Origin of the sequence: Saccharopolyspora antibiotica (assembly GCF_047200635.1) — a bacterium.
Classification (GTDB): Bacteria; Actinomycetota; Actinomycetes; order Mycobacteriales; family Pseudonocardiaceae; genus Saccharopolyspora_C.
Window position 1 is genome coordinate 234,395 of sequence record NZ_JBJZOI010000005.1, and the last position, 17,098, is coordinate 251,492.

Here is a 17,098-nt window from a genome sequence, read left to right on the forward strand (position 1 = left end):
GAGGCGGACCGGTGATCGAGTACTTGGCCGGGCTCCCGGTCCTGGGCCTGTTCGCGGTCGCGGCGCTGGTGCTGGCGGCGGAGTCCGGCTCCCCGCTCGGCCTGTTCCTCCCCGGCTCCCCGACGCTGCTCGCGCTGGGTGTGCTGTCCGGGGAGGACGTGGTGAGCCCGTGGACCGCGGTGCTGGTGGCGGGGTCCGCCTCGGCGCTGGGCGCCCAGTGGGGGTTCCTGCGGGCGCGCCGCCTGCGGCTGCTGGAGCCGGGTTCGGCCGCGCTGCTGGAGCCGCCGAGCCGCCGGGAGCGCGGCCTGATCCGCCGCGTCGGCCCGGAGCGGGTCCGCCGCCTGCTGGCGTTCCTGGGCCGCCGCGCGGTGCCCGCCGTGGCGCTGGGCCACGTCCTCAGCGGTGCCCGCACGGTGATGCCTCGGCTGGCGGGGCGGGCGGGTGTGTCGCACCGGAGGTTCACCGCCGCGAACGCGCCGACGGCCTTCGCCTGGGTCGCGGTGGTCGTGGGGCTCGGCCAGGTCGCGGGCGCCGCGTACGAGCAGGTCGAGACGGCCGTCGGCTTGGCGGGCCTGCCGGTGGTGCTGCTCGCGGGTGCGGTGGTGGCGGTGGTGCTGCTGGTGCGCCGTCGTCGCGATCGGGAGCGTTCAGGCGCTGTGTGAGGCGGCCTTGAGCTCGGCCGAGAGGTCTCCGGCGAGCCGCTGCATGAGCGGGATGATGGTCGGCGTCGAGATGCGGGTCATGCGCCCTTCCGGGCCGCTGATGGAGATCGCGGTCCCGGCCGGTGCGCCGGGCACGGCCACGGCGTAGCAGCGCACGCCGACCTCCTGCTCGCCGTCGTCGATCGCGTAGCCCTGCGCCCGCACCTGCTCCAGCGCCTCCTGCATGGCGGGCACGGTGGTGAGGGTGCGCTCCGTCTTCGGCCGCATCCCGGAGCGCCCGAGCAGCTGGGCGACGGTGTCGGCGGGCAGGTTCGCCAGCAACGCCTTGCCGACGGCGGTGGCGTGCGCGTCGACTCGCCGTCCGACCTCGGTGAACATCCGCATGGAGTGCTGCGAGGGCGCCTGGGCGACGTAGACGATCTGGTCGCCGTCGAGCACCGCGAGGTTCGAGGTCTCGCCGGTGGCTTCGGTGAGCTCTGCCAGGTACGGCCGCGCCCAGGAGCCGAGGGAGCGGCCGGCGGTCTCGCCGAGCCGGATCAGCCGGGGTCCGAGGGAGTACCGCCGCGAGGGCTGCTGCCGGGCGTATCCGCTGTTCACGAGGGTCCGCATGATCCGGTGGATGGTCGGCAGCGGTAGCCCGGAGGCGTCGGCGAGTTCCGAGAGCGCGACCTCGCCGCCGGCGTCGGCCATCAGCTCCAGCAGGTCGAAGGCGCGTTCGATGGACTGCACACCTCCGCCTTGGTTGGCACGGCGTGGCCCGGTCATCGCTGCGGTCCCTTCGTCGACCCGGACGTGTCGGACAGGTGATCGAGTCTAGTCGGCGGTGCCCGAGCTCATGTTGCCTCGGGCCTCTCGTGGAAACTAACATCCACGATGCAGAAAAGCATTGAGGCGACGCTGCCGGGGGCGCCCCGACGAGGCGGCGAGCGCAGGAATCCGAGAGAGGTGGGCTTCCATGTCCGAGACGACCCCGACGGCGAGCGTGCAGGTGCTCGGCGGTTCCGTGGAGCGGGGCGACGAGATCCTCACGCCGGAGGCCCTCGACTTCGTCGCCGGTCTGCAGCGCGAGTTCGGCGCCCGTCGCGATGAGCTGCTGGCCCGCCGGGTGCAGCGCCGCGCCGAGGCCAAGCGCAACGGCAGGCTCGACTTCCTGCCGGAGACCGCGGAGATCCGCGAGTCCGACTGGCAGGTCGCCGCGCCCCCGGCGGACATCGCCGACCGCCGCGTGGAGATCACCGGTCCGACCGACCGCAAGATGTCGGTGAACGCCCTGAACTCCGGCGCGCGCGTCTGGCTGGCCGACCTGGAGGACGCGAACACCCCGCACTGGCAGAACGTCGTCGGCGGCCAGGTGAACCTCTACGACGTGGTCCGCAAGCAGGTCGAGCTGACCACCCCCGAGGGCAAGCGGTACGCGCTGCGCGACGACGTGCGGCACGCGGTCCCGCTGGTGCGCCCGCGCGGCTGGCACTTCGACGACAAGCACGTGCTGGTCGACGGCAAGCCGATCGTCGGCGCGCTGCTGGACTTCGGGCTGTACTTCTTCCACAACGCCCAGGAGCTGCTGAACCGGGGCAGCGGGCCGTACTTCTACCTGCCGAAGATGGAGAGCCACCTCGAAGCGCGGCTGTGGAACGACGTGTTCACCCGCGCCCAGCAGCAGCTCGGCGTCCCGCACGGCACGATCCGCGGCACCGTGCTGATCGAGACCTTCCCGGCGGCGTTCGAGATGGAGGAGATCCTCTACGAGCTGCGCGACCACTCCGCCGGGCTGAACGCGGGCCGCTGGGACTACCTGTTCAGCGTGATCAAGACCTTCCGCGACTCCGACCAGTACGTGCTGCCGGACCGCAATTCGGTCGGCATGACGGCGCCGTTCATGCGCGCCTACACCGAGCTGCTGGTGCGCACCTGCCACAAGCGGGGCGCGTTCGCGATCGGCGGCATGGCCGCGTTCATCCCGAACAAGAAGGACCCGGAGGCCAACGACAAGGCGATGGCCAAGGTCCACGACGACAAGAACCGCGAGGCCGGGGACGGCTTCGACGGCTCCTGGGTCGCGCACCCGGGTCTGGTGGAGATCTGCTTCGAGGAGTTCGACGCCGTTCTGGGGGACGCGCCGAACCAGATCGACCGCAAGCGCGAGGACGTCGCGGTCACCGCCGACGACCTGCTGGCGGTGAACAAGACGCCGGGTGACAAGACCATCGAGGGCCTGCGCGCCGCCGTGGACGTCGGCGTCCGCTACATCGCGTCCTGGCTGGGCGGCAACGGCGCGGCCGCGATCCACAACCTGATGGAGGACGCCGCGACCGCGGAGATCTCGCGTTCGCAGCTGTGGCAGTGGCTGCACAACGACGTGGTCCTCGCCGGCGGGGAGCGGGTGACGGTGGAGCTGGTCCGCCAGGTCATCGCCGAGACCGAGGAGGCGCTGCGCGCCGAGCAGGGCTTCCCGGTGGAGAACCTGCCGTCGGCGGTGGAGCTGTTCGAGCAGGTCGCCGTCGCCGACGAGTTCGTGGACTTCTTGACCCTGCCCGCGTACGAGCGGATCTGATTGGCTGGCGGGGGCGGCGTGGGAGTGCCGCCCCCGTTCCCGTTCCGGGGAGGTGCGCGCGTGAGGATGTCGCTGGACGCCGAGCAGGTGCGGCGGAGACTGGACCGGCTGACCTCGGTCGACGAGGACATGGCCCGCCGCTACCCGGGGGCGGGAGGCGCGCGCCAGCCGGTGCACACCTGCTACGCGCCCGCGAGCGCGGTGGACGGGGGGACGTTGCGCGGCTGGGCGGACCGGGCGCTGGCGGCCTTCGACGAGCGGCTCCCCGAGCCCGACTCCTTGTCCTACCTGCTGGGCATGGACGCCCCGGTGGCGGAGGCGGTGCACCCCCGGATCCGGCAGAAGCTGGCCGGCCCCGCCGTGGAGGACCTGCGGATCGACTTCGAGGACGGCTACGGCGTTCCCGGGGACGAGACCGAGGACGCCGACGCGGAGCGGACCGCGGACGTGGTCGCGGGTTGGCTGCGCGACGGGGTGCGGCCCGCGTCGTTCGGGCTGCGGATCAAGTCGTTCGACAGCCCCGAGCTGCGGGCGCGTTCGGTGCGCACCCTCGACGTGTTCCTGACCGCGCTGCTGCGGCGCTGGGGGAGCCTGCCCGCCGGGTTCGTGCTGACCTTCCCGAAGGTCGTGGACGTCGCGCAGGTCGAGGTGCTGGTGGAGCTGCTGGAGCTGTTCGAGCACCAGCTCGGCCTGGCCGCCGGATCGCTGCGCTTCGAGATCCAGGTGGAGACGACCCAGTCCATAGTGGATGGTTCGGGCCGGGTGGCGCTGCCCCGGTTCATCGAGGCGGGCCGGGGCCGGGTCAGCGGCCTGCACTTCGGCACCTACGACTACACCGCGGCCTGCGGGCTGACCGCGGCCCACCAGCACCTCGCGCACGACGCCTGCGACTTCGCCCGGCACGTGATGCAGGTGTCGGCGGCGGGCACCGGGATCTTCCTGTCGGACGGTTCGACGAACGTGCTGCCGGTCGGTGGTCAGATGGACCACGGCTGGCGCAACCACTACGAGCTGGTGCGGCGCTCCCTGGCGCACGGTTTCTACCAGGGCTGGGACCTGCATCCGGCGCAGCTGGTGAGCCGGTACGCGGCGGTGTTCGCGGCCTTCCGCGAGAGCGCGCCCGCGCAGGCGGAGCGGCTCGCGGCCTACGTCGGCGCCGGAGGAGGTGCGGTGCTGGACGAGCCCGCCACGGCCCGGGCGATGGCCGGGGCCTTCGTGCGCGCCCTGGACAACGGGGCGATCGACGCGACCGAGGCGCAGCTCATGACCACCCTCGACGAGCCGGGTCTGCGCGAGCTGGCCCGGCTCTGACCGATCGACCCCGGCGCGGCCCGGATGCGGCTAGTGTTCGTGGTTCGGGTTGTCGTGAGGAGGCGTCGTGGCGGACGAGGGTTCAGAACTGGTGTCGATCGAGGAGACCGTGGCCGCGCTCGCGACCCGGTCCCAGGACGGCCAGGTGTTCGGGACGCCGGTGCAGCAAGGGGAGACCACGCTGGTGCCGGTCGCGCGGGTGCGCACCGGTGGCGGGGTCAGCGGCAACCGCAAGACCCGCTCCGGCGGCGCGGGCACCGTGGCGGAGCCGATGGGAGCGTGGGTGGTGACCAGCGGGGGCGCCGAGTGGCGCCCGACGGTGAACGTGAACCTCATCGTTCTCGGCGGCCAGGTCGCGTTCGCGGCGGTCGGCGTGGCCTGCGCGATCGCCTTCCGCCGCAAGCGCTGATCAGGCGGTTGGATCGACGCCGGACCAGGCGATGAGCCGGTCGGCGACCTCCTGGACGCCCGGCCGGGAGGCCGGATCCGGGGTGAGGCAGGCGTCGACGGTGCGGGCCAGCCGGGCCGGGAGCCCGCGCCGGGTGCGCAGCGGCGCCGGGCGTTCGGTGAGCTGCGGGTAGCGGCGCTCGCCGTGCTCGTCCCGCCGGTGCGACACCTCCGCCCACGGCGGTTGCCCGGACAGCGCCTCGTACAGCGTCACCCCCAGGCCCCAGGTGTCGGTCGCGGCGGTCATCTCGCCGCCGCGCGCCTGCTCGGGCGCGAGGTAGTCGAAGGTCCCGGCGGTGCTGCGCTCCCCGATGCGGCAGGCCAGGCTGAGGTCGAGCAGCACCGCGCGACCGCCCGCGCACACCACGTTGGAGGGCTTGACGTCCAGGTGCGCCCAGCCCTGCCGGTGCAGGTAGCCCAGCGCCGAGCACAGCTGCGCGCCGAGGATCGCCGCGTCCACCGGTTCCAGCCGCTCGTGCTGCTCCACCAGGTAGCCCAGCGTCGCGCCCGGCAGCGTCTCGGTGATCACCACCGGGCGCGCGGGGTCGTCGCTGAGCACCGTGTCGTAGCCGCGCACCAGGTGCGGGTGGGTGAGCGAGGTCAGCAGCATCCCCTCGCCGCGCAGCCTGCCCGCGGCGGTGGTGTCGGCGGCGCGTTCGGGGCGCAGCGTCTTGCCGACGCAGCGGCAGCCGCGCTCCTCGCTCCACAGGTCGTAGACGTCGAGCCGGTTTCCGCGCCGCAGCAGGGAGAGCACGCGGTAGCCGGGGGCGAGCCGCGCTCCCGGATCGAGGACGGGACCGGGTTCGCCCCAGTCGCCGTCCTCGCCGTAGTAGGAGCTCGCCGGGGCAGCGGTCAACTGCGGCTGCGGTGGCGGCGGCGGTCTGAGCCGCTGCGGCTGGAGCTGTCGCGGCGGCGACGGCGGTGGTGGTCGCTGCTGGAGCCGCTGCCGTGGCGGCGGTGATGGCGGTCGCTGCTGTCGCGCGACGAGCGGTGGGTGTGCTTCGCGGGCGAGAGCGAGTGGAAGAACTTCCCCAAGTCCACTGCGGATCCTCCTGGTCCGGGTCGCGGCCGTCCGGCCGCACCGAGATCATCTCTGGCCAGGTTACGCGAAGATCGGTCATACCGGACGCCCCGAGGATCGGGTGAACGGACCGTTGGTCCAGCGGGTTTGGTCGAACGGTCCGTTCGCTGGTGGGTGGGGTTGGGTGAACGGACCGTTGGTCCAACGGGTTTGGTCGAACGGTCCGCTCGCTGGTGGGTGGGGTTGGGTGAACGGACCGTTTGTCCAGCGGGTTTGGTCGAACGGTCCGTTCACTCGGAAAGTGGGCGGCGGGTTGGTCCGGCGGGTTTGGGTGAACGGACCGTTGGTCCAGCGGGATTGGTCGAAGGGTCCGTTCACCGGGGGCGGGGTGGATGGTGGCCGGGCGCTGTCGGGGAGGGGGGAGCGCCCGGCCACCGCCGGACCGGGGCGGTGTCGGGGCAGGCCGCACCGGGCCGGGGTCAGGGCTGGAGGTTCCGGCGCGGGAGTCAGAAGTCCCAGGTGATGAGGTCGTAGCCGTGCTCGGCCGCGAAGTCCGCGCAACCGGGGCAACGGGCGGAGATGTCTGCGGAGCGCGGGCGGCGCGGCGGCGGGGTCTCGAACGGGATCCTGATCCGCGAGCCGCAGAGCGTCGCCGCCTCCGCGCCGCCGGGCAGCGCCCCCGGCCGGGACGGCGTCGCGTGCCGCAGGAACAGCGCCAAGCCCACGATCCAGTACGCCACCGGTCGCTCGCACCGGTACGGGTGGGGCAGCTCCACGACCGGTCCTCCTTTCGGTTCGATCACCGGAGAACCCGCTGACAGAGCGAAAGGTAGATCGCTATCTTGTGGCCCAGCCAATTTGTGACACCGCAGTTCAGGGGCCTATCGCGGTGTGAACTCGGTCAGCTCCCGACCTGATCCCAGAGCGGAACCCGGAGGTCATCGAATGCGGCAATCGGAAGCACTGCGTCAGCTGGGACTCGGCGTGCGCCTGCGAACTCTGCGCGAGAACAGGGGGATGACCACCCGATCGGTGGCGGCTTCGCTCGGTGTCTCACGGTCGTCGATCAGCAGGACGGAGCGCGGATTGCGCGCACCGGACCGGGAAGAGGTCAGCGCTCTCTGCGCGCTGTTCGGCGTCGTCGGTGACGAGAAGCAGGAACTCCTGGACCGGGTCGGGGAATCGCAGGAGACGTCCGCGTGGCTCGCGCTGGGCGATGGGATGTCGGATCAGCTCGCGAGCCTGCTGGTCCTCGAACGCGAGGCCGCGAAGATCACGTGCGTGGAGCTGGCGCTGATCCCGGGGTTGGCGCAAATCGCGGATTACTCGCGGTGCCTGATCGGAAGTCGAGGCCTGCCGCCGCGTGAACTGGAGCGGAAGGTTGCGACGAGGTTGGGAAGACAAGCCGTCCTCTCACGGAACAATCCGCCCCAGACCCGGATCGTGATCGAAGAGTCGGTGCTCAGCCGAACGTTGGGCAGCGATGAGGTTCTGCGGATGCAGCTCGATCACCTGGTCACCCTCAACCAGCGGCCGAACGTCGACATTCGGGTCATCCCGCTCTCGGCTCCGGCGCACTTGGCGCTGAACGGATCCTTCAGCTTCTTCGAGCTGGCCGATGGATCGGCGTACGCCTTCATGGAGTCGCAGGGTTTCGCCGTTTGCCTGGTGGAATCCGATGATTTGAGGTTCGTCGTGGACACCTGCGCGGGATTGGAAGATATCGTGCTCGACGAGGTCGAATCGATGAGCGCGATCGTGGCGGCGGCGGAGAGGCTGAGGCGATGACCGATCGGAAGTGGCGCAAGAGCTCCTGGAGCAACGCCTTCGACAACTGCGTCGAGGTCGCGTTATCGCCGGAGGTTGCGGCGGTGCGGGACTCGAAGGCGCCGGAGGGCGGGCACGTCGCCGTCCCGGCGGTCCGGTGGGGATTCTTCTTGCAAGGCCTCAAAACCGGTCGCTTCGACCGATGAGGCAGCTGGAGTGGCGCAAGAGCACGCGAAGCGGGGATTACAACTGCGTCGAGGTCGCGTTATCGCCGGAGGTTGCGGCGGTGCGGGACTCGAAGGCGCCGGAGGGCAGGCACGTCGCCGTCTCGGCGGCGCGGTGGGGATTCTTCTTGCAAGGCCTCAAAACCGGTCGCTTCGACCGGTGAGGGCGCGGTGGGCGGTCCGGGCTCCGGGCCGCCCACCGGGTGCTCAGGGCTGGGTGACCGGCTGGGCGACGGCTGCCGCGGCGTCGACGACGCCGTGCCCGAGGAACAGGCTGAACTGCCCGGTCCGGTCGCTGCCGGGGGCGTGCGCGGTGGCCATCAGCGCCTGCTCCACCTGGGCGGCGGAACGGCCCTGCGCGGTGAGCAGTGCGGCGACGCCCGAGACCATCGGCGCGGCCATCGAGGTCCCCGCGAGCGCGTCGTAGTCCTGGGCGCCGCACTTGGGCGTGCCGGTGCCGCGCGGGACGGTGGAGATGACGTCGTCGGCGCAGGTGTCGTCGCCGGCGCCGCCGGGCGCGGCCACGGCGTTCATGTCCAGCTTCAGGCCGAAGTTGGAGTACGAGGCCTTCCGCTCCGCCGAGTCGGTCGCGGCGACGCACATGGCTCCGGGCTCCCAGGCGGGGGTGTCGCACAGCGGCGCGGTCTCGTTGCCCGCCGAGGCGATGACCACGACGCCCTGCTCCCGCGCGTAGTCGATGGCCTGCTTGGCCTCCGCCTGGATCCCGAGCAGCGTGAGCAGCTGAGCGCCGGGCTGGGCGCCGAGGCTCAGGTTGATGACATCGGCGCCGTGGTCGGCGGCGTAGCGGATGCCCGCGCCGATCTCGGCGAACTCACCGGCGCCGTTCTCCAGCACCTTCACCGGCATGATCTTCGCGTCGGGCGCGACGCCCGCGATGCCGACGCCGTTGTTCGCGGCGGCAGCGGCGATCCCGGCGACGTGCGTGCCGTGGACGTCGGTCTCCTGGCCGATCCCGTCCCCGCCCAGCCAGTCGCCGTCGCCGCAGGGCCCGGGAGCTCCCCCGCAGGTGAAGGTGGCGCCCGGGACGAGCTGGGACCGCAGGTCCGGGTGGCCGAGGTCCACGCCGGTGTCCACGACCGCGATCACCTGCCCGGCGCCGGTGCTGGTCTGCCACGCCTGCTCGGCGTGGATCTGGTCGAGCCCCCACTGCTGGCCGGCCAGGGGATCGTTGGTGGTGGCTGCTGAGGCGGACGGCGTGGCTAAGGCCGTCAGGCCGGCGACCGTGATTGCGAGGGCCCGAAGACGCATGGGCTGCTCCCGGAGTTCGGCGAAAGTACAGGCGATCAACGACAGCCTGCGGGACGACGGTGTGGCCTGTTGCACGTCCGAGCCCAGAAGGGGCCGAGCGGACCGAACAATTGGGCCGAACGGAGCAGCGATGAACGGAAAAAACGGACCCGGTGTCCACAAAGGACACCGGGCCCGCTCCCTCCCGCGTCCCATCCGGTTGCCTCGCAACAGAATCGCGCGCCGTTGGATGGGACTGACCGGAACGATAGTCGCGCCCGAGGTGGCGCGGGAGCTGCACGATCGGGTGGATCAGTGGCGCGCGCGCACCGCGCTTCCGGGGGACAGGACGGGGTTGAGCCCGTCCCACTCCAGCTCACCGATCCACAGCCCGCGGTCGCCGACCGGCTCCGGCAGGTCGGCGTGGAAGGCGATGAGCTCGTCGTCGGCGAACACGTCCTGGCCGCCCGGGTTCGACACCGCGCCACCCAGCACCGCGCTGCTCAGCAGCGCTCCGGGGGCCTTGGTGAACGGACCGGTGGGGCTCGACGAGGTGGCGTAGTTCGTGAAGTAGCGGCCGCTGTCGAAGGTGTTGCCGGAGTACAGCAGCACGTAACCCCCGGGCCTGCGCAGCAGGGTGGGGGCCTCGACGACGCCGGACTCCTCGGGGCGGTCGGCGCTCAGCAGCGGGATGTCCTCGCCCGCCTGGGTGAGCCCGTCCGCGGCGACCGGCCGCAGGTGGATGGTGGACGGGCCGCTGCGGGCGCGGCTGCCGCGCGAGTCCTTGTAGAGCAGGTAGCGGCTGCCGTCGGAGTCGACGAAGCTCGCCGGATCGATCACGTCGCCCTGCCCCGGGGCGCAGATCAGCGGGTCGGAGCTGGTGGGGGAGAACGGCCCCTCGGGGGAGTCGGCGACGGCCGCGCCGATGCACTGGCGGCCGGACGCGGTGTGGTGCGCGGTGTAGTACAGCAGGAAGCTGCCGTCGGAGCGCTCGCTCACGTCCGGCGCCCACACGTTGAGGCTGCCGGTCTCGGCCGGCCCGACCCACGGTGGCAACCGCGGCAGCGCGTCCGGGCGCTGCTCCCACGAGGCCTTCGCGTCGGTCGCGGTGGCGAGCTGGACGTTGTAGCCCGCGGTGTTCGTCGCGTAGGCGTAGTGCTGCCCGTCGTGGGTGAGCACGTCCGGGTCCGGGAAGTTCCGGCCGATGGCCGGGACGGCGAGCTCGGTGCGCTCCGCGCGCTCGTGGGCGAGCGCGGTCGGGGACATGAGCAGCAGCAGGATGGCGGTCAGGCTGATCTGGCGGCACTTTCGCGGCACGGCCCCTCCTTCGGTGACCGCACCAGTGCACCGGCGCCCCGCCTGCCCCGCCGGACACATTCACCCCACGAGTGACACCCGACCAGGGGTTTGCGCGAGCGCGCGACCACGTCCGGGCGGTACTCGGGGCAGTTGCCGCGCCGACCGGCGGCAGCGGCCACCGGCGCGGCGACGCCCTCGCGTTCATCGGAGCCGCCTCGGGGCACGCCCCGACCCCGGTGCGGCTCCCCCCGGCGAGCGGTGCGGCGCGAAGCCGACTTGGCCGGAACACCGGGAGCGCGCTGGTCAGCGAGGCCGTGCGAAGTCCCGCGCGGGAGCGGCCGCCCCCGGACGGGTGGTCATCCGCCCGCGCCGGTCGCCGCCTCGTGCTCACGGCGGCGGAACAGGGCGTTGAGGACGAGGGCCGCGAGGCAACCGGTGCTGATGCCCGAATCCAGCACGGCGCGCAGCGCCTCGGGCGCGTGCGCGTAGAACTCCGGGCGGACCACCGGGATCAGCCCCACGGCCAGCGAAGCCGCGACGACGAGGGCCTGGTGCGGATCGCCCAGGTCCGCCCGGCCCAGCGTGCGGATGCCGCTGGCGGCGACCGAGCCGAACAGCACCAGCGCCGCCCCGCCGAGCACCGGCTGCGGCACCAGCGAGACCACCGCCCCGGCCACCGGGAACAGCCCCAGCACCACCAGGATCCCGCCCGCCGCGGACACCACGTACCGGCTGCGCACCCGGGTCATCGCCACCAGCCCGACGTTCTGCGCGAACGCGCTGCAGGTGAAGCCGCCGAACACCGCGCTCAGCGCGCTGCCCGCCCCGTCCGCGCGCAGCCCGGCGGCGATGGTGCGCTCGTCCGCGGGCCGGTCCACGATCTCGCCGAGCGCGATCATGTCCGCGGTGCTCTCCATCATCGCCACCAGCATCACCACGCACAGCGAGAGCACGGCCCCGAACTCGAAGCTCGGGACGCCCAGCGCGAACGGCACCGGCAGCGCGAACACCGGCGCCTGGCCGAAGGTCGACACGTCCACCAGGCCCAGCGGCCAGGCCACCAGCGTGCCCGCCAGCAACCCCACGAGCAGCGCGATCCGGTTCCAGAACCCGCGCAGGAACCGGTTCAGCAGCAGCACCAGCAGCAGCGTCCCCGCGCCGAGCGCGATCCGGCCCGGCGCGGCGTGGTCCGGGGCCGCCGGATCCTGCCCGGCGATCCAGCCGATCGCCACCGGCATCAGCGACAACCCGATCAGCGTGATCACGGTCCCGTTCACCACCGGCGGGAAGAACCGGACCAGCCGCGAGAAGTGCGGCGCGGCGAGGAAGGCCAGCGACCCGGCCACCAGCACCGCCCCGTACACCGCCGACAGCGGGTTCGCCCCGGACGGCTGCGCGATGATCGCCAGGATCGGTGCCACCGAACCGAACGTGACCCCGTTGACGAACGGCAACCGGGCCCCGATCCGCCAGACGCCCAGCGACTGCAACGCGGTCGCCAGCCCGGCGGTGAGCAGGCTCGCCCCGATCAGCAGCGCCTGCCGCGCCCCGTCCAGGCCCAGCGCCTCGCCGATGATGAGCGGTGGGGCGACGACGCCCGCGTACATCGCGGCCACGTGCTGCACCCCGTACGCCAGCAGCGCGCCGGGGGAGGGCAGTTCGTCGACCGGGTGGACCTCGGCGCCGGCGTTGTTCTGAACGGCCATGGCAGGACTCCTCGGCCAGGGAAGGGAATTCGGCTGCTCCACCCGGTGCGGGCGCGCGGTGCCCCCGCGCGGATTCGGGCGCGCGGAGCTGGCGAACCGGAAGCGGTTCGCCGCGGGGGAGGAGGATCAGAACTCGGGCAGGCCGTACCAGGCCATCGGGGCCGGGGCCACGTCGTCACGGGCGACGGTGCCCTCGATCAGCCCGTACGGGCGATCGGAGGCGAGGAAGACCTCGTTGTCGTTGCGCAACCCGAACGGGCTGAGATCGACGGGGAAGTGGTGCTTGTTCGGCAGCGACAGGCGGATCTCCGCGATGCCCGGGTGCGCGCGCAGCACCGCCGCGCCCATCGCGTGCAGGGTCTGCTGCAGCGCGTAGCTGTGCGTCGTCGCGAACGCCTCCAGCAGCGCCGCGCGGACCGAAGCGTGATCGGCCGCCCACTCGACGTCCGTGCCGAGGTGTCGCCAGCGCGCCGAGACCGCCGTGGCCAGGATCCGGTCCGTCGTCTCCGGCAGCGTCGTGTACTCGTCCTTCGGGTAGCCCCAGAACTCCGACCCGGTCGTCTTGAGCACCACCAGGTCGGTCAGCCCCGAGACCACGTGCACCGCGTCGCCGTCGAAGGTGACCGCCGCGGTGCGCTTCTCCTCGCTGCCGCGCCGGAACGAGTGCTCGTGCCCGGCGCCGCCGACCTCGATGCGCTCCCAGGCGTGCTCCTCGACGAGGATCCGGGCGCCGCGCACCGGCTCCCGGGTGTTCAGGAAGTGCCTGCCCAGCCGCAGCGCGAAGTCCTCCACCTCCCCGACCGGAGCCTGCTTCGCGAAGGCGTAGGCGGTGTTCTTCTGGGTGTCGGTCGGCAGCACGTTCGCGTTGTCCCCGCTGAGGTGCGCGTCCGCGAAGTCCCCGCGCAGCGCGGTGCTGATGGTGAGGTCGCGCAGCCCGTGCCGCTGCCCGTCCCGCCGCACCGCGACGAGCCGGATCTCCGCCTTGCCGTACTGGTTCGGTCCTAAGACGATGCCCATCGGTGGTCAGCTCCCTCGGTAGGTGGAGTAGGCGAACGGGCTCAGCAGCAGCGGAACGTGGTGGTGCTGCGCGGGATCCGCGATCCGGAAGGTGATCTGCACCAGCGGGTAGAAGGTGTCCACCCCGCGCTCGGCGAAGTAGGCGCCGGTCTCGAAGGTCAGCCGGTAGTCCCCGGCGGGCAGCCGCTCCGGGCCGAGGTCGCCGATGCGACCGTCGGCGTCGGTGGTGCCGCGCGCGCAGAGCTCCGGCCCCTCCAGCAGCACGGCGATCCCGGCCGCCGGGCGGCCCAGCGCGGCGTCCAGCACGTGCATGGTCACGGCACTCACAGGATCACCTTCTCCAAGCGCAGCAACGCGATCCGGCGCAGCTCCCCGGCCACCACGCCCAGCTCGGTGCGCGGGTCGTTGCCCATCCGCGAGCGCAGCACCGCCAGCAGCTCCGCGCCACTCCGGCCCGCCGCGCACACCAGGTACACGTGCCCGAACCTGCGTTCGTAGGCGGCGTTCCCGGCCCGCAGCGCGGCCGCCATCTCGGCGTCCGCGAGGTCCACAGCGGACTGCTCGGAGCGGGACCAGGAGGCGGAGGCGCCGGATCCTTCGGGCCGCTCGCCGATCCGCGGGTGCGCGGCGAGGGCGGCGCGGACCTCCTCGCCGGTGAGCTCGCGAGCGGCCGAGTCGGCCACCGCAAGCACCTCGGGGCCGGTGGCGCACGGGCGGGCGTCGGCGACCCGCTCCGCCCAGCGCGGGACGTCGAGGCAGGACCGCAGTTCGGACAGGAGTTCGGTCCGGGACAAGGAGTTGAACCGATCGGGTGCTGGCATGGAGCTCCCCTCGCGCTCGGCGGATGGGAGCAGAAGCTACGGCCAGCCCTCACGGGTGTCAACAAAATGTTGAAGACGCTGGCCGGAAAGGCCTTACTCGCGGTTCAGGTAGTTGTAGACCGTGAAGCGGCTGACGCCCAGCGCCTTCGCCACCGCCTCCACCGACTTGCGCAGCGTGAACGCGCCGCGCTCCTCCAGCAACCGCACCGCCCGCTGCTTGTCCGCCCGAGCCAGCTCCGGCAGCGGGGCGCCGAGCTCGGACTCCACGTCGGCGATCAACCGCTCCAGCGCGCTCGTCAGCTCCGCACCCGGCAACCGGACCGCCACCGCGGGCTCGCCCTCCCAGTGCAGCACCACGTCCCCGGGCGCGCGGTCCTCGACGGGAACGGCCGTGGCGCCGAGCTGCGCCAGCAGCGGCGCGATCGCGGTGGCGAGCGGGTGCATCCCGCCAGGGTAGGAGGCCGCGCGCCCCGGTTCGGAAAGCGGTGCGGAACGGCTCAGGACCCGTCGACGGTGACCTGGAGCGTGATGCGGTGCGCGCCCGCCTCCAGCGCCGCGTCGACCACCGCCGACAACGCGGGCAGCACGGACCCGCGCGGACCCGAGACCGAGGTGCCCAGCGGGCCGAAGTCCGGCTCCAACCCCGCCGCCCGCAACCGGTCCCGCGCCGCGACCGCGTGCGCGGGCGGCTCGCCCTCGCCGTGGAACGGCTCGGTGGTGAACTCCGCCGTGACCTGCGGATCGGTGGGGTGCATGGCTTCCTCCGAAGGCGCGGGTGCGCAACGCGGCCCACTGTACGACGCCGCACCGCGACCCCGAGGTGCTCCGAGGACGCAGCGCGGTCCGCTGAACGCTGCGCACCGGGGTTCCGCTGATCGGGCGAGTCGGGTGGAATGTGCGGGCAACCACCGCGAGCCGAGGGAGAGCGCTGTGCCCGGTCCCGTCCTGATCGCGCCGGACAAGTTCAAGGGGTCGTTGACCGCCCCCGAGGTCGCGAGCGCGCTCGCCGCAGGACTGCCCGGGATCGAAGTGCGGCTCGCACCCATCGCCGACGGCGGCGACGGCACCGTCGAAGCCGCCATCGCCGCCGGATACCAGCGCAAGCAGGCCAGGGTCACCGGCCCCGTCGGCGCCCCGCTCACGGCCGAGTTCGCGCTGCACGAGGACACCGCCGTCGTCGAACTCGCCTCCGCCTCCGGCCTCGCGCTGCTGCCGACCCGGGAACCGGCCCCGATGACCGCCTCCAGCTTCGGCACCGGCGAACTCGTCCGCGCCGCCCTCGACGCGGGAGCGCGGACCATCGTGCTCGGCGTCGGCGGCAGCGCCAGCACCGACGGCGGCGCCGGGATGCTCGCCGCGCTCGGCGCCCGGCTGCTCGCCGACGCCGGACGCCCGCTGCCCCCCGGCGGGGGCGGGCTCGTCGAGCTCGCCGAGGTCGACCTCAGCGGTCTCGACCCGCGGCTGGCCGAGGCGGACATCGTGCTCGCGTCCGATGTGGACAACCCGCTGCTCGGAGAGCGCGGCGCCGCGCACGTCTACGGGCCGCAGAAGGGGGCCGACCCCACCCAGGTCCGGCTGCTCGACGCCGCGCTGCGCAGCTGGGCCGGAGCCCTCATGCGCGCGGGCGGACGCGACGTCGCCGCCGAAGCCGGAGCCGGGGCCGCCGGAGGAGTCGGCTACGCGGCCCTGGCCGTGCTCGGGGCGCGGCAACGCGCCGGAGCCGACCTCGTGCTCGAACTCGTCGGATTCGACGCCGCCCTGCCCGGCAGCGGGCTCGTGCTCACCGGGGAGGGATCCGTGGACGAGCAGACCCTGCACGGGAAGGGGCCGATCGTCGTGGCTCGGCGGGCCGGCGAGCTGGGCATCCCCACCGTCGCCGTGGCCGGGCGGTGCTCGCTGGCGCCGGAGCGGCTGCGCGAGGCCGGGTTCGCGGACGTGTTCGCCCTGACCGAGATCGAGCCCGATCCGCAGCGGTGCATCCGCGAGGCCGCTTCGCTGCTGCCCGTGCTCGCCGGGGAGATCGCCGGGAAGTGGGTGTGAGGTTCGTTCCGGCCGGCCGGCTCCCCCTCGGGAACGCCGGGTTCCTCCCCGGCCGGTGTTCCCCGGCCGGCGGACCTCCCGTCGCGCCCCGGAGCGACGACCGGGCGCGACGAGGTCGCGGAGCGCGCGGGGCGGCGCGGAGCGCGTAGCCGCGAGCTTCGCCCGCAGGAGTGGCCGAGTGCCGACCGGGCTCGTGTGCTGAGGTGGTCGTGATCGTCCTGCGTTCGGGGAGGTGCCGGGATGAGCGGGGAGGTTCCGCTGCGGGAGCGGGTTCGGCGGGAGTTGCTGGAGCGGATCAGCGACGGACGGCTGCGGCCCGGGGACCGGCTCTTCGAGCAGGAGCTCGCCGGTGAGTTCGGGGTCTCCCGGGTTCCGGTGCGCGAGGCCATCCGGATGTTGCAGAGCGAAGGTCTCGTCGAGGTGGCTCCGCACCGGCGCGGCGTGTTCGTGCGCAGCCTCGACCGGCACCAGGTGGAGGAGCTGTTCGACGTGCGCGAGGCCCTGGAGGCGCTCGCCGCCCGGCTCGCCGCCACCCGCGCCTCCGCCGCCGACGTCGAGAGGCTCGGGGCGCTCGCCGCCCAGGCCCGGGACGCCCTCGCCCGCGGCGACGTGGACACCATGTCGCGGGCGAACACCGAGTTCCACGACGGCGTGGTCGCGCTCTCCGGCAACGAGCTGCTGGCCTCCGTGCTGGAACCGCTGCACGGCAGGCTCGCCTGGCTGTTCCGGCTCAACCTCGAACCCGAGCGGGTGTGCCGGGAGCACGCCGAGCTGCACACCGCCATCGCGGGCGGCGAACCCGACCGCGCCGCCGAACTCGCCCTCGCCCACGTCCGGGCCAGCCGCGACATGGTCCTCACCCGCATGGCCTTCTAACCCCCCGCTCCGGCCACCCCGCTCCGGCCTCCGCGCTCCGGCCTCCGCGCTCCGGTCTCCCCGCTCCGGTCTCCCCGCTCCGGTCTCCCCGCTCCGGTCTCCCCG

At 73.0% G+C, this 17,098-nt stretch carries 20 protein-coding genes; 9 read left to right on the top strand and 11 right to left on the bottom strand.

The window, feature by feature from the left end; genetic code table 11:
* Positions 1-11: 11 nt before the first annotated feature.
* Complete coding sequence (locus ACL03H_RS05570; protein WP_412809993.1) at positions 12-662, top strand: DedA family protein; 651 nt, start codon at positions 12-14, stop codon at positions 660-662.
* Here ACL03H_RS05570 and ACL03H_RS05575 read toward each other — a convergent pair.
* Positions 648-1,427, bottom strand: a complete 780-nt coding sequence (locus ACL03H_RS05575) for an IclR family transcriptional regulator (RefSeq protein ID WP_412809994.1) — start codon at positions 1,425-1,427, stop codon at positions 648-650. The two genes, ACL03H_RS05570 and ACL03H_RS05575, sit on opposite strands and share 15 nt — an antisense overlap.
* Before the next feature lie 190 nt (positions 1,428-1,617).
* On the opposite strand from ACL03H_RS05575, the gene aceB reads away from it, so the two are divergent.
* The 3 genes from aceB (at position 1,618) to ACL03H_RS05590 (ending at position 4,936) form a co-directional block, all read left to right on the top strand.
* Positions 1,618-3,216, top strand: coding sequence for a malate synthase A (gene aceB / locus ACL03H_RS05580; RefSeq protein ID WP_412809995.1), 1,599 nt, complete (start codon positions 1,618-1,620; stop codon positions 3,214-3,216).
* Positions 3,217-3,282: 66 nt separating this feature from the next.
* Entirely contained in the window at positions 3,283-4,527 is a 1,245-nt protein-coding gene (locus tag ACL03H_RS05585; protein ID WP_412810019.1) for a DUF6986 family protein, read from the top strand.
* Positions 4,528-4,594: 67 nt separating this feature from the next.
* On the top strand, positions 4,595-4,936 hold the full coding sequence (locus ACL03H_RS05590; RefSeq protein WP_412809996.1) for a hypothetical protein: 342 nt from the start codon (positions 4,595-4,597) through the stop codon (positions 4,934-4,936).
* Here the strand turns inward: ACL03H_RS05590 and ACL03H_RS05595 are convergent, their stop codons facing one another.
* Together ACL03H_RS05595 and ACL03H_RS05600 are read right to left on the bottom strand one after the other, a co-directional pair.
* Positions 4,937-5,830, bottom strand: a complete 894-nt coding sequence (locus ACL03H_RS05595; protein ID WP_412809997.1) for a serine/threonine-protein kinase — start codon at positions 5,828-5,830, stop codon at positions 4,937-4,939.
* A gap of 671 nt (positions 5,831-6,501) precedes the next feature.
* Positions 6,502-6,771: a hypothetical protein gene (locus ACL03H_RS05600; RefSeq protein WP_412809998.1), complete on the bottom strand. Its 270-nt coding sequence runs from the start codon at positions 6,769-6,771 to the stop codon at positions 6,502-6,504.
* 169 nt (positions 6,772-6,940) lie between these two features.
* On the opposite strand from ACL03H_RS05600, the gene ACL03H_RS05605 reads away from it, so the two are divergent.
* From ACL03H_RS05605 to ACL03H_RS05615, 3 genes are read left to right on the top strand one after another with little or no spacing between them, the layout of a single operon-like run.
* Complete coding sequence (locus tag ACL03H_RS05605; protein ID WP_412809999.1) at positions 6,941-7,783, top strand: helix-turn-helix domain-containing protein; 843 nt, start codon at positions 6,941-6,943, stop codon at positions 7,781-7,783.
* A complete protein-coding gene (locus ACL03H_RS05610) occupies positions 7,780-7,968 on the top strand; it encodes a DUF397 domain-containing protein (RefSeq protein ID WP_412810000.1) in 189 nt (62 codons plus the stop codon). Before ACL03H_RS05605 ends, ACL03H_RS05610 begins: the two co-directional genes overlap by 4 nt.
* Positions 7,965-8,150 carry a DUF397 domain-containing protein gene (locus ACL03H_RS05615; RefSeq protein ID WP_412810001.1) on the top strand — a complete coding sequence of 62 codons (186 nt, stop codon included), beginning with the start codon at positions 7,965-7,967 and terminating at the stop codon, positions 8,148-8,150. Before ACL03H_RS05610 ends, ACL03H_RS05615 begins: the two co-directional genes overlap by 4 nt.
* A 43-nt stretch (positions 8,151-8,193) precedes the next feature.
* Here ACL03H_RS05615 and ACL03H_RS05620 read toward each other — a convergent pair whose 3' ends face one another.
* From ACL03H_RS05620 to ACL03H_RS05655, 8 genes are all read right to left on the bottom strand, one after another.
* Positions 8,194-9,255, bottom strand: coding sequence for a S8 family serine peptidase (locus tag ACL03H_RS05620; protein WP_412810002.1), 1,062 nt, complete (start codon positions 9,253-9,255; stop codon positions 8,194-8,196).
* Between the two features lie 291 nt (positions 9,256-9,546).
* Complete coding sequence (locus tag ACL03H_RS05625; RefSeq protein ID WP_412810003.1) at positions 9,547-10,551, bottom strand: glycoside hydrolase family 43 protein; 1,005 nt, start codon at positions 10,549-10,551, stop codon at positions 9,547-9,549.
* 338 nt (positions 10,552-10,889) lie between these two features.
* Positions 10,890-12,239, bottom strand: coding sequence for a nucleobase:cation symporter-2 family protein (locus ACL03H_RS05630; RefSeq protein WP_412810004.1), 1,350 nt, complete (start codon positions 12,237-12,239; stop codon positions 10,890-10,892).
* 126 nt (positions 12,240-12,365) lie between these two features.
* Positions 12,366-13,256, bottom strand: a complete 891-nt coding sequence (pucL, locus tag ACL03H_RS05635; RefSeq protein WP_412810005.1) for a factor-independent urate hydroxylase — start codon at positions 13,254-13,256, stop codon at positions 12,366-12,368.
* 6 nt (positions 13,257-13,262) lie between these two features.
* Positions 13,263-13,583 (bottom strand): hydroxyisourate hydrolase, encoded by a 321-nt coding sequence (gene uraH, locus ACL03H_RS05640; RefSeq protein ID WP_412810006.1) that lies wholly within the window; start codon positions 13,581-13,583, stop codon positions 13,263-13,265.
* Positions 13,580-14,077, bottom strand: a complete 498-nt coding sequence (uraD, locus tag ACL03H_RS05645; protein ID WP_412810007.1) for a 2-oxo-4-hydroxy-4-carboxy-5-ureidoimidazoline decarboxylase — start codon at positions 14,075-14,077, stop codon at positions 13,580-13,582. The genes uraH and uraD overlap by 4 nt, the downstream gene beginning before the upstream one ends.
* 93 nt (positions 14,078-14,170) lie before the next feature.
* Positions 14,171-14,521 carry a helix-turn-helix domain-containing protein gene (locus ACL03H_RS05650; protein ID WP_412810008.1) on the bottom strand — a complete coding sequence of 117 codons (351 nt, stop codon included), beginning with the start codon at positions 14,519-14,521 and terminating at the stop codon, positions 14,171-14,173.
* Positions 14,522-14,574: 53 nt separating this feature from the next.
* Positions 14,575-14,832: a thiamine-binding protein gene (locus ACL03H_RS05655; protein WP_412810009.1), complete on the bottom strand. Its 258-nt coding sequence runs from the start codon at positions 14,830-14,832 to the stop codon at positions 14,575-14,577.
* Positions 14,833-15,007: 175 nt separating this feature from the next.
* On the opposite strand from ACL03H_RS05655, the gene ACL03H_RS05660 reads away from it, so the two are divergent.
* Both ACL03H_RS05660 and ACL03H_RS05665 read left to right on the top strand, forming a co-directional pair.
* Positions 15,008-16,117 carry a glycerate kinase gene (locus tag ACL03H_RS05660; RefSeq protein WP_412810010.1) on the top strand — a complete coding sequence of 370 codons (1,110 nt, stop codon included), beginning with the start codon at positions 15,008-15,010 and terminating at the stop codon, positions 16,115-16,117.
* Between the two features lie 240 nt (positions 16,118-16,357).
* Positions 16,358-16,993, top strand: a complete 636-nt coding sequence (locus ACL03H_RS05665) for a GntR family transcriptional regulator (RefSeq protein ID WP_412810011.1) — start codon at positions 16,358-16,360, stop codon at positions 16,991-16,993.
* Positions 16,994-17,098: the final 105 nt, after the last annotated feature.